The sequence below is a fragment of the Paraburkholderia adhaesiva genome, from assembly GCF_021390575.1.
Classification (GTDB): domain Bacteria; phylum Pseudomonadota; class Gammaproteobacteria; order Burkholderiales; family Burkholderiaceae; genus Paraburkholderia; species Paraburkholderia adhaesiva.
The window spans coordinates 733,434-747,338 of sequence record NZ_JAJEJQ010000003.1; the positions used below are offsets into that span (position 1 = coordinate 733,434).

Genomic DNA, 13,905 nt, shown 5'->3' on the forward strand with positions numbered 1-13,905 from the left:
GGCCTGAGCCAGCGATAATGCTGGCAAAGGAACCGAGGAAATGACGAAGAGAACCCGACGGACGCACTCAGCGGCGTTCAAAGCGAAAGTGGCACTGGCAGCGGTCAAAGGTGAGCGCACGCTGGCCGAACTGGCACAGCAGTTTGATGTACATCCGAACCAGATCACGGAATGGAAGCGGCAGTTGCAGGAGCGTGCGGCAGACGTGTTTGGTGCGACAGGTGCACCGTCGAGCGATCCGCCGGTGGACGTGAAAACGCTGCACGCGAAGATCGGGCAGTTGACGCTGGAGAACGATTTTTTGTCAGGAGCGCTCGGCAAAGCCGGACTGCTGAGCGCAAAGCGATGATTGACTGTACGCATGCGCTGCCGGTTTCGCGACAGACGCGACTGGTTGGCATCGCGAGATCGAGCGCATATTACCGGGCGCAGCCGGTCAGCGAGGTCGATCAGTTGCTGATGCGGCGAATCGACGAACTGCACATGGAGTTCCCATTTGCAGGGGCGCGGATGCTGGCGCGCCTGTTGCGCCGGGAAGGCCATGAGGTGGGTCGCCGTCGCGTACGCACGCTGATGAAGCGCATGGGCGTCGAGGCGCTGTACTGCAAGCCGAACACGAGCCGCCGCAACGCGCAGCACAAGATCTGGCCGTACCTGCTGCGCGGCATGAAGATCGAGCGTGCCAATCAGGTGTTCGCCCTCGACACGACGTACATTCCGATGGCGCGCGGCTTCGTGTACCTGACGGCAGTGGTGGACTGGGCGAGCCGCAAGATTCTCGCGTACCGGGTCGCCATCACGCTGGAAGCCACGCACGCCGTCGAGGCGCTGGAAGAGGCGTTCGCCCGCTACGGACTGCCCGACATCGTGAACACCGATCAGGGTAGCCAGTTCACGGCGGGCGCGTTCACCGAGGCGGTGCTGAGCCGGGGCGTGCGGCTGTCGATGGACGGCAAAGGGGCCTGGCGCGACAACGTGTTCGTCGAACGGGTGTGGCGCAGCATCAAGTACGAAGAGGTCTACCTGAAAGCGTACGAGTCGGTCAGCCATGCCCGGCGCTCCATCGGCGAATACGTCGAGCTGTACAACCGGAAACGGCCCCATTCGAGCCTGGCGGATCAGACCCCGGATGAGGCATACTTCGCGACGCTGCCTGCGATCAAATCGGCAGCATGATTGCCTCGGACGTTCCACTTAAAAATCTCAGATGACTGTCCGAACGAGTGAGGCCACCTCTCCAGGAGGGCAACGACAAACGCTAACCCGCAGGCGTTCAATTTACGAGCCGACACCAATAGAAGGAAGGCGTCTATTTCCCCTGCTTACGGGTGCAACGCACTGGAAGTGCGCGTACGATGGCTCGCGAGATGTGTTTATTCCCCAAACACCCGTATCGCGAGTATGGCAATACTTTGGACTGCAGCCACATCGTGACTCAGGCAACGGAGTCCGCGTCACATGCTACAGATCACCGCTGCCGACAGGCTGTTATATTCGCTCATCACGTTGCGCGGGTCCGCTGCGCCGACATCGGGGTCATGCTGTGGCACAGAGCTCCCCCATGGTTTCTCTGCCAGGGCCAGGTAGTAGCCAACCATACTCCGGCGACCATACGAAGCCATGAAGATGGTTCGCAGCCCAGTTCTTGGACCATGTCGATGATCGAATGTGTCTGAACATGGTGTCCGTTTTGGGTGATGTGCTCGCACGTGCAGATTGCCCCAGACAGATGAGTCATGCGTATGCGTAGACAGTATGATTTCCATGGGTCGAAACATCGGCGGTGGTCTGCTCTGGCGAACGGACCGGTCGTGGTACTTCTATGGGCGATGAATGTGTCCTGCGCGCCGGCTGGGGAATTGGGGCCGTCTCCGGCCGCTTTGACTACCAGTGCACCCGTCATGGTGCGTGTATTCCCGGCCGGAAGCCCTCAGGAAAAGACCGTCCAAGCGGCACTGCAGCACGCCCTGCATCAGGGCGTACTGCCCACAACGCTGCCGGAGGTCGACCAGTGGTCGGCACGTCTGACTGTCGCGCTGCGTGAGGGGGGATTTCCTCTTGGCCAGGTGCTGATGACGCAGGAAGACTGGGAGTCCCATTTCCGGACAGGACAGATGGTGTTCACGGCCTTTCCGGGCCGTGTAAGCGAGATCGTCGTCCACAACAAGTCACGCGTGGCGGACGACCGGCTCTATCGCCTCGTGACGCATGCATTGTGCGGGGCCGTGAAACTGGACGGGGGGTGTCTCTTCCAGACCTCGCGTTTCGAGCGGACCACGCAGTTGCTGCAGGATCTGCCCGGCGTGGCACTTGACGGTGCGCCGCGGTTCGGGCCGGGCACGGGCACGGGTACCGTGAAGGTCGATTTCGCGGTCACGCAGAAGGGAAAGCCTGTTTCAGCAAACGTCACGGTCGATAACAAAGGGATCGAGACTACGGGCAGCGTGCGCGCCGGGCTGGGTGTCTCGGCCAATAACTACTTCGGGCTCGGTGAAGAGTACGCGTTCACGATCACCGGGACCGACAAGCGGACATGGACCGGGTCGTTGGCTGGAAGCATCCCGGTCTTCTCTAACGGGCTGCGGCTGACCGGTGGTTTCGTCCGGGAGCAGTATGCCGTGTTTGCGGGCGGGACCGATCTGGTCGGTGTGGCCGACACGTTCTCCGCCGGCTTTCTTTACCCCTTTACGCGGGGTCTAGACCGCAACGTCTGGGGTGGTCTGTCAATGCTGCACACCAATACGTCGCTGGAGTTCAGCAATTTCAATGTAGCGACACACACCAGACTCGACTCGGTGCAGCTCTCGCTGACTGCCAACAACGGCGACCGTGCGCAGCAGTTGCGCACGAACGTGTGGAGTGCCCAGGGTGCACTGACCCTGGGCCACCAGAGCAACGATGATCCGAATGACTCGGGGCCACACCGGGCCGGCACTTACCTGAAGCTGGCCGGCACTGGCTTCGGGACCTATGCCCTGAACCGCCCAGGTGATCTCTTCCTGAGCGGGCGTATCACGGCACAGCTGTCAGACCGGAACCTGGATCCGAGCGAGCAGCTCACGCTGGGTGGCCCGACGGCAGTTCGCGCATACCCCACCGACGAGCCGTCAGCCGACGAAGGCGTTATTGTGAACGTGGGCTTGTACCGGCGGTTCTCCGTGGCGACGGGTCACCAGATACAGCCTGGGCTCTTTGTCGACTATGCGCTGGCGCGTGTGAACCACAGCCCCTGGCCGGACTGGGCTTCAGCCTTTCCGGGCGTACCCGGTGTTGGAAATATCCGGCATCTCGCCGGATACGGGGCGAGCGTGGACTGGCTGACGCCCATCGGCGCCACCTTCTCGGTGTCCGTCTCCAAGGCGTTCGGCTTTTCGGACGATTCATGGGTAGAACCGGGTCGCAAGCCCATGCAGTACTGGCTGGCAGTGACCTGGAATCACTAGAGTCCCCGTCGTTTTCTTTCTGGATACATCATGGCAGACAAGTTTCCACTGAACGAATTCGAATACCACGCCTACCGGCGCGACCGCGAGCAGGCTGCGCGCACGCTGATCCGGTTGCTCGAGATCGTCGACGCCAACTACGGCGTGCTGATGGACATCGATACCTGGGCGCAGTCAGAATCGGCCGGCGACATCATGGACGATCACCTGCTTACGCGGCTGACGAGCGCCATCACCACCCTTGCGACGGACCCCGAATTCTCGGTCTCGGACTTCGGCGTAGCCCGCCTGGCATTGTTTCACCGGTGGTTGTCGGCGCTCTTTTCGGCGAGCCCTTTCCGTAATGCGGATCACATCCTCCGTTCGCTAGGCACGGCGTCGGACGCCAAGCATATTCTGCAGCTGCGCAACGCCGAATCGCGCAAGTTCCAGCTCTTCTACCTTACCGACTCCGAGGTACGGCTCGACTGGGATGTCTTCTGGGAATTCGACAAGGTGCGGGCGGCCAACCTTGCTATTTCCATTCTTTCCACGCGGCTGATGGCCTCGCCCTCGGCTCACGCGAAACGGGAAATGCTGTTGCGCTGGCTGCCGCCACGCCTGCCTGAGCTGGAATGGGACCAGTTGCCCGGTGGTGTCATCCACGATGCCTACATGCACTGCTCCTATGCCGACTTGCCTGGCAAGCACGACATCAAGCGCTCCATCAATGCACTGATCGAGCGCAAGCTGGCGAGCCTGGGGCTGTTCGACGTGACGCGCCCGGCGCAGACACCTGCGGACGGAGAAAAGCCCGTGCTCCTGGTGGTGCTGGAGTGGTTTTCCAAAAACCACTCGATCTACCGCACCCACTCGCAGACGATGGTGGCCATGCGGGACAGGTTCCACCTTATCGGCATGGGCTACGAGGACCGGGTCGATGAAGTGGGCAGGGACGTGTTCCACGAGTTTATCCCGATCCGCGGCGCTCACCTCTGGGAACATGTGGCGCATGTACGGGAGGTGAGTGAGACCCGTAACGTCCAGGTCATGTACATGCCCAGCGTCGGGATGTTCCCGACCACTATGGTTCTTGCATGCCTGCGGGTTGCCCCGCTGCAGATGATGGCGCTGGGCCATCCGGCGACGACACACGGGCACGCGATGGATTTTGTCGTCGTGGAGGAGGACTACGTGGGCAGCGAGGCGTGCTTCAGCGAAAAGCTCCTGAAACTTCCCCGCGATGGGATGCCGTACCGCCCCCCCGCAGCGATGACGCAGATGAAGCTCGAGCGCGGGCACCTGGGGGCGCCTGCGACCCCGGACACGGTCAGAATTGCGGTGGCGGCTACCATTATCAAGCTGAACCCGGGGTTCCTGCGCATGTGTGGCCATATCGTGCGTGAGGCGAAGGTGCCGGTGGAGTTCCACTTCCTCGTAGGCCAGGCCAGCGGGATCACCTTTCCGCAGCTCCGCCACATCATCCGGCGGCTGGTGGGCAAGAAAGCCGTCACGCACAAGCACCAGAACTATGAACGCTACATGCAGGTAATTGCTGACTGTGACATGTTCATGAACCCGTTCCCATTCGGCAATACCAATGGGATCGTGGATACCGTCTGGGCGGGGCTAGTGGGGATATGCAAGACCGGACCGGAAGTGCATGAGCACATCGACGAGGGGATGTTCAGGCGGCTCGATTTTCCGGAATGGATGGTTGCTGACACGCATGAGGACTACAAGGCGGCCGCCTTGCGGATGATCCACAACGTTGAGGAGCGTCATCGGCTTGCTGCCGAGCTGGCCGGTCCGCAAGCCATCGAAAAGCTCATCTTCAAGGGCCGTCCGGAGATCCTCGGCGAGCGCATGCAGACGTTGTGGGAAGGACTGCTGACGCACGAATAGTGGTACACAGCGCAGGTGAAGCTGTTGCAGAACCACGTGTTGCCTCCGCGTCCTTGCAGTACGGTTACGTGTGTGATTCATAGACATCGCTGCAACTAGAATGAGGCGATAGACCGCGAGACTGCCACGCGATTACATTGGGTGTGCCTGTATCAGGAGCGATGCGCGCCGTTTCCGTTGCGCGTCGCAGCGCCGTCAAGGCCAAGACGCAGGCGATAAACCAGTTGAGGGCCTTGCTGGTGAGCGCCCCGCAGGACATTCGTGAACGTCTTCTGAAGACAAAGACCGCTGACTGCGTTGCCAACTGCGCACGGCTGCGCTCGTTGGGTGACACGCCTATGTTGCAGACTCTGGCAACCACGCTGCGCTTGCTAGCGAAGCGCTACCTCACGCTCGCGGAAGAGCTCAAGACACTCGACGCAATGCTTGAACACCTGACCCTCAAGCATGCCAGACAGCTTAGGGAACGATTCGGCGTTGGGCCTCAAACAGCAGCAGTGCTTGTTGCCGTTGCGGGCGACAATCTGGAACGCTTGAAGAGTGACGCCGCACTCGCCGCACTTTGTGGCACGAGCCCATTGCAGGCATCTTCAGGGAAAACCGTCCGCCATCGCCTGAATCGTGGGGGTGACCGGGCTGCAAACAACGCTCTGTGGACCATTGCCATGGTGCGAATGCTCAGTGATCCGAGAACCCGGGCGTACGTCGAGCGACGAACCAGGGAAGGCATGTCGAACAAGGAGATTCACCGCTGCCGGAAGCGCTATATCGTCAGGGAGCTGTACCCGCTCATTCTGGCCGACCTGGCCGAATCAGCGCACGCCGGTTGACATAGGAGCGTCAATTCCCCAATGGAAAGGCTGTTTCGCAGTTTCAAGACGGAATGGCTGCCGTCAATGAGCTACATGTCGGCGCGGGAAGCACACCGAGATATCAGCCACTACCTGATGTACCGGTACAGCTGGATACGGCCACAACACAACGCGAAGTTTGGCAGGCGGGGGCGCTCATACTTAACAGAGCCGTTTTCGGAAAAAATTAGACATTTCCTAGATTTATTTGCTGATAATTTGCAGTGGTCAGGTTTCTTGATCCTGCAGTAATTTGGATAATTTACCTCTTTCATAGACGTATACCGGAGCAGGTTGTCTACGATAAGTTTAAGACGTCCATGCATTGTTTTGTAAAAGCACGCATCTACTCGCTGGTCATTTGAGGCGTAACGGATGGCGATATCGATCATATTCGTCGCCAAATATTTTCCTAGATGGACCAGTCGAGCACCCACAGATGAACCCTCAATCGATTGAGTTTTGTCCCCGCAGAGAGCGGGCGCCGAACGCTGACGCCGTGGCAGCGAACAAGAAGAAGCTTCTGCTGATCTATCCGCCACTCACTATGCCGACGTCCCCTCCGCTCGGTGCGCCGCTGCTCAAGGGTTATATCGAGCGCGAGCTGCCAGAATGGGAAGTCAAGGTGATTGATCTCAACATTTGGAGCTACGGCGTGCTATTTGAGCGCATTCGCGATGGCTCGCTCAAGTTCGCACCCAACACGCTCCCGCGCGGCGCTGCCGATGTTGCAGATCTACTAAGGATTTCAGATTTTTTTCGCGGAAAGGGTCCGGACGAATTTTATCTGGATGGCGAAGCATACGATCGCTACGGAAATCTGTTACTTGCAGTGACAAAAATTGTTTGCGAGAGCCTTGGACGTGAGGCGGACGCTTGGACGCCCGGTGGACCGATAGGTTGGTTGGTCGACGAAGCGCTGCAGAAGATCTGGCACGAGCACGCCGATTGTTACGGCATCTCGATGATCTTCAACCAGCAGTTGCCAATCGGCGCCATGCTCGGCCGATTCCTGCGAATGTATACCCGCAAGAAAGTGATCTTCGGTGGCAGTTGTTTCACGGCCGGCGCTGAAAATTTCTTGCGTTGGTACCCGGAATCAGCCGATGTGATTGTAGACGGTGACGGCGAGGAACCGCTCAAGAAACTCCTGCTACAGGACTGCTCTCCGGAGGGAGTGCCTGGCGCCGTCCTCTGGAAGGACGGCAAGGTTGTACGCAACATTTCCGAATATCGGCGTGAAATCGATGCTTACAGTTTCCCGGATTTCTCCGATCTAGAGCTAGATCGCTATTATTCTCCAGTTCCAGTCGTGCCGCTCTTGCTTTCGCGCGGCTGCTATTGGCGGCGCTGCACATTCTGCGTGCACTACATGTCCGCTGGACTGACCTATCGTGTACACGGTCTTGAGCACACCATCGAAATGTTGCGTCGTCTTGTCGCGCAAGGCATACGGCATTTCTCGTTTGTCGACGAGATGATCGCGCCAGGACACTTCGCGAAACTTGCCGACGCGATTATCGAATCTGGTCTTGAAATTTCGTACTACGCGCTGAGCAAGCCGAACAAAACTTTTACACCCGAAATCCTTCAGAAAATGGCGCGCTCCGGCTGCAAATATTTGCTTTGGGGCCTCGAAAGCGGCACACAGCGCATTCTCGATCTTATGGACAAAGGAACCAGGATCGAAGAGGTGGAACTGGTGCTGCGCAATGCATATCACGCCGGTATCGCGAACCATGTCTACGTGATATGTGGTTTTCCTACCGAGACGCGCGAAGAATTCCAGGAGACCCTACGTTTCCTGGAGCGCAATCGGGAGTACATCTTCTCGGTGCATCGTGGGACGTTCGCGCTGGAACCTGGTTCGCCGATCTTCAAAAACGGCGAGCGCTTCGGCATCAAGAAGGCGTGGATAGCGAAGAAAACGCCGCTCGGCGGCCGTTGGGCGCATGAGTGTACGAGCGGCATGACGCAACGCGAGGCGGCCGAACTGTTGGCCTCCGTGCAGCCTTTTCTGCGTAGGTTCCATCCATACGCGGTGACCATGGCGAACTATCGTGACCACGCAATGCTGCTTTACGCACAGCGCGGCATCGGTGACATGCGCGATTCGTCCCGGGCCTTTCCGAACCAGCGGGCGCTTGATATACCCGCACGCAGCGGTATCGGAGCTCCCGGCTGCTGACGCCGTCAGCGCAATTAGCCGGGGCCGCTCCGAGGCGGCTTCGTTATTCCTAGGTTGAATCATGATTATTCACCGACTTGACAAGGAGATTGATGCCCTACGCGTTGCCGTTGTGACGCCGACTTTCGAACGATCGCGCTTTCTCGCACAAACCTGGAAATACTTTTCCTATCAGCAGCATCCGTTCGCTGCGCTGCGCTGGTTTGTATTCGACGATAGCGCGCAGCCGCAAGAAAACGGGTTCCTGCACACGGACCCCCGCGTTGAGTATATGTGGACACCGTACAGGGTGCCACTTGGCGGCAAGCGCAATACTCTGAACGAGAAAGCGAGGGCATGGGGCGCGGACATAATCTGCAGCATGGATGACGACGACTGGTACGGTCGCAGTTACCTCGCCGACATGGCACGGCTTCTCCTGGTGCACGAAGGTGTTTTTGCTGGTTCCGGCGAAGACTACTATCTTTTTCTCAAGGAGTGGTGCGTGCTGCGCGTTCTAGCGGTCAAGCCGGGAACGAGCTGTAATGGCGTCCTCTGTTACAAGGCTGCCGTGCTCGACACCCGCGCGTACGACGGCTTGGCCCGCAGTGGTGAAGAGCGAGCTTTCATCTGCAACGATTTCGTCGCGCAGCATCCAGACGTGAGCCGGATCCACCTTGCGCTTGCACATTCCAGTAATACCGTCCGCAAACGCGGTTATCTGCTGAACCCGGCGCTCGGAACCTCCATGAGACTTGACGACTTTCCAATGGATCCGGAGGACATCGACTTTTACTCAGGATTGGCCTGCGCGGATCTGCGGGGAAGCGTCGCCCGACCTTTATGACAGACTGAACTGGACATGAAAAACAACGCGGTGAACAGAGGCAAAAACGCACTGCTGAGGACCCTTGCGAAGAAGGTACGCGACGCGTACGCGGCCGCCAGATATGCCGAAGCGCTCGCCGCGTGCCGCACGGCGCTACGCATGGCACCGGATCTCATACAGCCGCGTGTCGACGCGGCTGCGTGCAACGTTAAGCTGGAGCGCTGGGATGATGCGATCGCGTGCGCACTATCAGCGCTTGAACGCGGTTCAGAGAGCCTCGCGGCCTACGATGCGCTTTCCCATGCGTGGGCTGCGAAATCGATGCCAGCCCATGTGCGCCATTGGGGCAACAAGGCGCTGGATGCACGCGCGCAAACGTTCACTCGCCCCCCTGATCTGCCATGGCATACCGCGCAATTGGCACTGCCGCCTGCGCCCGATACGCGGACGCGTGCGCACAACGTCATCGCATTTTCGCTTTTCGGCGACAGTTCAAAGTATTGCGAAACCGCAGTGATCAACGCACTTGAACAACCGCAGGTCTATCCGGGCTGGACCTGTCATTATTACGTGGACGACAGCGTGCCGGAGACTGTCAAGCAGAGGTTGCGCAACGCTGGCGCGATGGTGCTTGAGGTGGCCGACAGCAATATCGCACGCTGGCCGCGAACGATGTGGCGGTTTGCGGCCTACGATCTGCCGGACGTACATCGCGTGCTGTTTCGCGACGCCGATTCAGTGGTGACCACGCGCGAGGCCACCGCGGTTGAGGAGTGGACTGAGAGCGATCGGCTGTTTCATCATATGCGTGATCACGGCTCCCATACGGAGTTGATGCTTGCGGGCATGTGGGGCGCAGTTGCCCATGCGATGCCGCCAATGCAGAATCTGGTTGTGGAATATTTGCGCCGTCGGCCAGCAGATCACCATTTCGTTGACCAATTTTTCCTTCGCGAGATGGTCTGGCCTTACGCGCACACGAACCTGCTCCAGCACGATGGAGTATTCGGCTTTCTCGATGCGCGACCATTTTCTGGCGAACCGCCGAAAGCGCGACAGTATGTTGGCTATTCGGAGGGCTCGCCGCAGTTCCACATGCGCGTGGACTTCAAAGACGGCATCACAGTGTTCTGGGATCTAACGGATACCCGAAAGCCTGATAACGTCATTTGCCGATACCCGGCGCTAGTCAAAGACGGCTGTGTTAGCGCCCATCTGCCCGCACGCTACGCGAAAATGCTCGAAACGGGCGCATACCAGCTTCACGTAGTTCCAGAACAGACAGCCAATGTCAAGCAAGCGGGCTGAATTGCGAAGCACTCGGTGTTGATTATCACGGAATTGCAACCAGCGTGGAGTGAACCCCTAAGGCTGGACCGCTTGGCGTCAGGAATTAAAGCCGCTTCCAGTATAAATTTTGCTTCGAATTGTTGGGAGATACGTAGCCAAGCGCCGCGTGCAAACGCTTGGCATTGTAGATATCTTCGATGAATCGTGGCAGTCGGCAGACAGCATCGCCAAACAAAGCAGATAATGAGTCGCACAAAAAAACGTAAATCTCTTGCGCTGCAAAGCAGGCACAACAAGGCACTCTACCTCCCAATGGAGCGCTCAACGGCGGATAGTCTCGTTCTGTCGATCAGGGTCGCGCTTGAGTCGGTGCGGCGAGGGCACGTCGAACGTGACACCGTTGTATGTCTGTCAGAGACTGTTTTGCTGACGGGCTTCCTGATGCACGCCGGTCACGGCAAACTTGAGCGGCACGTGCTCGATTGTGCGGAGCGGGGGCTGCTTCAACTGCTCGATCAAGGGAAATCCCCAGCCACTCACGAGGTTGGCCCGGACACGATCGAAGCGCTGACATCGATCATCAACGAATATGACCGGCTGTTGCGCGAAACCCGCCTTCTGGCGATTTTGGACGCGAATGAACGTTTTGAGCGGCTAACTCGATCTGCCATGGCAATTCAGCAACCAGAAAACGTTTAGAGCGAGTCGAGCTGGAAGGAAGGCGTACCCTCAAGAAACGTAAATGGTTGCCCCAGTTTTGCCAGGATTTCAATTCACGATGGTTAGAAAGGAAGCGATTTCACCAGTACATCCGGAGTGTGGTGCGGCGTCGCCGCTGGCCCTGATGGGATTTGCTGATTGGCGCCTCCGTCGGATTTTTGCACTCGAAGGTGCGGCTTCTTGATTGGACTTTGCGAACCACGGTCTAACCTTTCTTGACATCACCTCATAAACGCTTGAGCAATCGGTGGTGAACCGCCTGATTCCTTCGGACCAGTTCAATCTTGGAGAACGACCTCGACTGCTTCAGTTGAACAATACCGCGGCTTAAATTCGTTGGGCGTCACGTAGCCGAGCGAGCTGTGGGGCCGCTTCTTGTTGCACTCGATTCGCCACGATTCAATCAAGCTACTGGCATGGTGGCTGGACGTAAACCAATGCTCGTTCAGGCATTCATTCGGGAAGTGTCCATCGAAACTCTCGACGCAGGTGTTCTCCACTGCCTTTCCGGTCCAGATGAGCGACAGCGTTATACCGGCTTCGTAAGCCCACGCATCCAGGATTCCTGGCGAACTCCGGACCGTTGTCGACCGTAATCGAAGCACGCAGGCTACGCGTTTCAGCCAGCCTCTGCAACGCCTCGCTCACGCGAAGCCCGGGCAGCGAGGTGTCGACTTCAATGGCCAGATATCCCTGCGGGTTCAACCGATCGATGCAACACAGTAGAAGCTGCGTAAGCGGCAGAAGTGTTGCAAATCAAGCAGAGGCCCCGGATCTACTACAGCGAGAGCCAGAAGGCGCTAATGTGCGAGCGCTGGCGTAAAGGCGATACGCTTTACCAGATCGCGCAGCTATTTGATCGCAACCATTCGTCGGTCCAGGGAATTCTGGTGCGAACGGGCGGAATTCAACCCTTGCCGCGCCGACGATCCAGGCTGACGCTGGCCGAACGAGAGGAGATTTCCCGCGCAGTCGTCGCCGGCCACTCGATCCGGTCCATAGCAGCCCGGCTAGGGCGCGCTCCATCTACTAACAGCCGCGAGGTCCCGCGAAATGGTGGGCGCGAGGGCTATCGGGCGAACCAGTTCGACCAGCTCGCGTGGGAGCGCGCACGACATCCAAAGACATGTCGGCTCCTCACGATCGAACACTCGCCGGCGTGGTCGCCAGCAAGCTTCGACTGCAGTGGTCGCCAGAGCAGATTGCGGGTTGGCTGAAGCATGTCTATGGACCGGCAGGGGGGCGAGCCAGCGGTTAAAGAATAATTGACGTTTCTGACCGGCGCGGGCCGGGTCTGAATAATACTACGTATTTAAAAGGCATCTCATACTGGTCCAAATTGAAATAGTGAAACTGTTATATAAATTATTATCAAAGTGCTAGATGAAACTGCCGGCGAGAAAGTCAGTCTGGACTGAGAGCGACCCATGGGAAATTGCATTGTTTCCACAGAGGTTGTTATGGAATCGCGATTGCCATTATTTGCTATGAAATAGGCTGCCAGTAATTCCACGGCAGCGGTGGATCTGTTGAAATCGTTCGAACCGCAATGTGCTCGTCCCGGATTCATTATCCGTGGAGTCAACATGGAGTTAAGGATCGCGATGGCACAGCGCATTATCAAGGAATCGTGATTCGCTCGGTTGTCATCGAACGCGATGCGCCAAAACCGTCACTGTCGGACGTGTTCGCGCCATCGTCAGACGGTCGAGTATCGCCGTTCGGAATCCGCGTCGATCCGGCTAAAGCCGCTGCTGCGGACACTCGTCTGCCGACGCACTTGAAACATCGGGCCGACGTCTTACGATCTTCGGCGTGTGGGTGGGCCGGATAGGTTGCGGCGCTTTGCCTCTGCCATGCCTAGAGTAAATGTATTATGAAAATCGATGTCGTAGTTGCCGATCAACATCCCGTGGTTATTGCAGGATTGTCATATTTTCTTAGCAAAATAAAAACCATATGTGTTGTCGGTACAGCGGGAAGTTATGAGGAAATCGTTAATTTTGTGAGCGGGAGAGCATGTGATGTGCTCGTCACGGGTTTTCCGTTGCACGATGGTAAAAAAGGTCACGGCCTTGCGTTAATCGAAGATTTTCACCGACGATTTCCGGATGTGCAGATTATCGTATTCACGATGATCGGCAATCAAGCGGTAGTCAAGCAGTTGCTGAAGCTTGGTGTTCGCTCGGTTATAAACAAGAGCGAAAAGATGGATCATCTGGTCTTGGCCATTCATGCAGTCTACGCGGGCGCAGTATATCTTCCGCCCGCAGGAGATGCCACGTCGAAGGCGGCGGGTCGTGCATCTGTTGCCAAATCAAGGTCTCAGGAGTTGACCCAGCGTGAAATGGATGTAATCGGATTGCTCACGTCTGGCATGTCGATCAGTGAAATCGCCGAATACAAGCATCGATCGATACAGACAATTAGCGCGCAAAAGATGAAAGCGATGAAAAAGCTTGGAGTTTCTCGCGAGGCAGAACTGTATCAGTATGCGTTCGAATCAGGGATGCTCTACCCCACAATTTCGGATGCTTGAGGGCCGTACGACTGAAAGTGATCTGGAATTCCCCTCAGTAACGCAGGGTTGATTACACAGGTTCACGATACGGATCTGAAAATGTGCGTCGCGATATCAGGTCCGAGTCCACCGGACAGAGCTGCGCTCACCCCATGTTCGCCGGATCTCGTCATCTTGGCCGCTTCTTCGTTGGAGCTGGC

9 protein-coding genes and 3 pseudogenes are annotated in these 13,905 nt (G+C 57.7%); 11 read left to right on the top strand and 1 reads right to left on the bottom strand.

Annotated features, from left to right (window positions below; translation table 11 throughout):
* The first annotated feature begins 40 nt into the window (after nt 1–40).
* The 9 genes and pseudogenes from L0U80_RS27335 (at nt 41) to L0U80_RS27375 (ending at nt 11,163) form a co-directional block, all read left to right on the top strand.
* A protein-coding gene (locus L0U80_RS27335; protein WP_373322092.1) for an IS3 family transposase occupies nt 41–1,176 on the top strand; the annotation gives its coding sequence in 2 pieces (ribosomal slippage) (nt 41–296 and nt 296–1,176; 1,137 coding nt in all).
* Between the two features lie 725 nt (nt 1,177–1,901).
* Nucleotides 1,902–3,443, top strand: coding sequence for a ShlB/FhaC/HecB family hemolysin secretion/activation protein (locus tag L0U80_RS27340; RefSeq protein ID WP_233873437.1), 1,542 nt, complete (start codon nt 1,902–1,904; stop codon nt 3,441–3,443).
* A 30-nt stretch (nt 3,444–3,473) separates the two neighbouring features.
* Nucleotides 3,474–5,327, top strand: coding sequence for a peptide transporter (locus L0U80_RS27345; protein WP_233873440.1), 1,854 nt, complete (start codon nt 3,474–3,476; stop codon nt 5,325–5,327).
* Between the two features lie 158 nt (nt 5,328–5,485).
* A pseudogene (locus L0U80_RS27350) lies at nt 5,486–6,157 on the top strand (transposase); the annotation flags it as partial.
* Nucleotides 6,158–6,169: 12 nt separating this feature from the next.
* Nucleotides 6,170–6,310, top strand: a pseudogene (locus tag L0U80_RS27355) (IS3 family transposase); the annotation flags it as partial.
* 307 nt (nt 6,311–6,617) lie between these two features.
* Nucleotides 6,618–8,366: a B12-binding domain-containing radical SAM protein gene (locus L0U80_RS27360; protein ID WP_233873445.1), complete on the top strand. Its 1,749-nt coding sequence runs from the start codon at nt 6,618–6,620 to the stop codon at nt 8,364–8,366.
* A gap of 61 nt (nt 8,367–8,427) precedes the next feature.
* A complete protein-coding gene (locus L0U80_RS27365) occupies nt 8,428–9,192 on the top strand; it encodes a glycosyltransferase family protein (RefSeq protein ID WP_233873448.1) in 765 nt (254 codons plus the stop codon).
* Nucleotides 9,193–9,687: 495 nt separating this feature from the next.
* Nucleotides 9,688–10,482: a hypothetical protein gene (locus L0U80_RS27370; RefSeq protein WP_233873451.1), complete on the top strand. Its 795-nt coding sequence runs from the start codon at nt 9,688–9,690 to the stop codon at nt 10,480–10,482.
* 225 nt (nt 10,483–10,707) lie between these two features.
* The gene (locus L0U80_RS27375; RefSeq protein ID WP_233873453.1) at nt 10,708–11,163 is read left to right on the top strand and encodes a Fis family transcriptional regulator; all 456 of its coding nucleotides are present in this window, start codon (nt 10,708–10,710) and stop codon (nt 11,161–11,163) included.
* Between the two features lie 299 nt (nt 11,164–11,462).
* Here the strand turns inward: L0U80_RS27375 and L0U80_RS31860 are convergent, their stop codons facing one another.
* Complete coding sequence (locus L0U80_RS31860) at nt 11,463–11,789, bottom strand: integrase core domain-containing protein (protein ID WP_373322309.1); 327 nt, start codon at nt 11,787–11,789, stop codon at nt 11,463–11,465.
* Nucleotides 11,790–11,939: 150 nt separating this feature from the next.
* Between L0U80_RS31860 and L0U80_RS27380 the strand changes: the two are divergent.
* Both L0U80_RS27380 and L0U80_RS27385 read left to right on the top strand, forming a co-directional pair.
* Nucleotides 11,940–12,412: pseudogene (locus L0U80_RS27380) on the top strand (transposase); the annotation flags it as partial.
* A 648-nt stretch (nt 12,413–13,060) separates the two neighbouring features.
* Nucleotides 13,061–13,723, top strand: coding sequence for a response regulator (locus tag L0U80_RS27385; RefSeq protein WP_233873456.1), 663 nt, complete (start codon nt 13,061–13,063; stop codon nt 13,721–13,723).
* The last annotated feature ends 182 nt before the right edge of the window (nt 13,724–13,905 follow it).

What these genes read in the sequence shown, in the direction of transcription:
- L0U80_RS27340 (WP_233873437.1), top strand. Translation starts at nt 1,902, where the DNA reads ATGGTGCGTGTATTCCCGGCCGGAAGCCCTCAGGAAAAGACCGTCCAA.
- L0U80_RS27345 (WP_233873440.1), top strand. Translation starts at nt 3,474, where the DNA reads ATGGCAGACAAGTTTCCACTGAACGAATTCGAATACCACGCCTACCGG.
- L0U80_RS27360 (WP_233873445.1), top strand. Translation starts at nt 6,618, where the DNA reads ATGAACCCTCAATCGATTGAGTTTTGTCCCCGCAGAGAGCGGGCGCCG.
- L0U80_RS27365 (WP_233873448.1), top strand. Translation starts at nt 8,428, where the DNA reads ATGATTATTCACCGACTTGACAAGGAGATTGATGCCCTACGCGTTGCC.
- L0U80_RS27375 (WP_233873453.1), top strand. Translation starts at nt 10,708, where the DNA reads ATGAGTCGCACAAAAAAACGTAAATCTCTTGCGCTGCAAAGCAGGCAC.
- L0U80_RS27385 (WP_233873456.1), top strand. Translation starts at nt 13,061, where the DNA reads ATGAAAATCGATGTCGTAGTTGCCGATCAACATCCCGTGGTTATTGCA.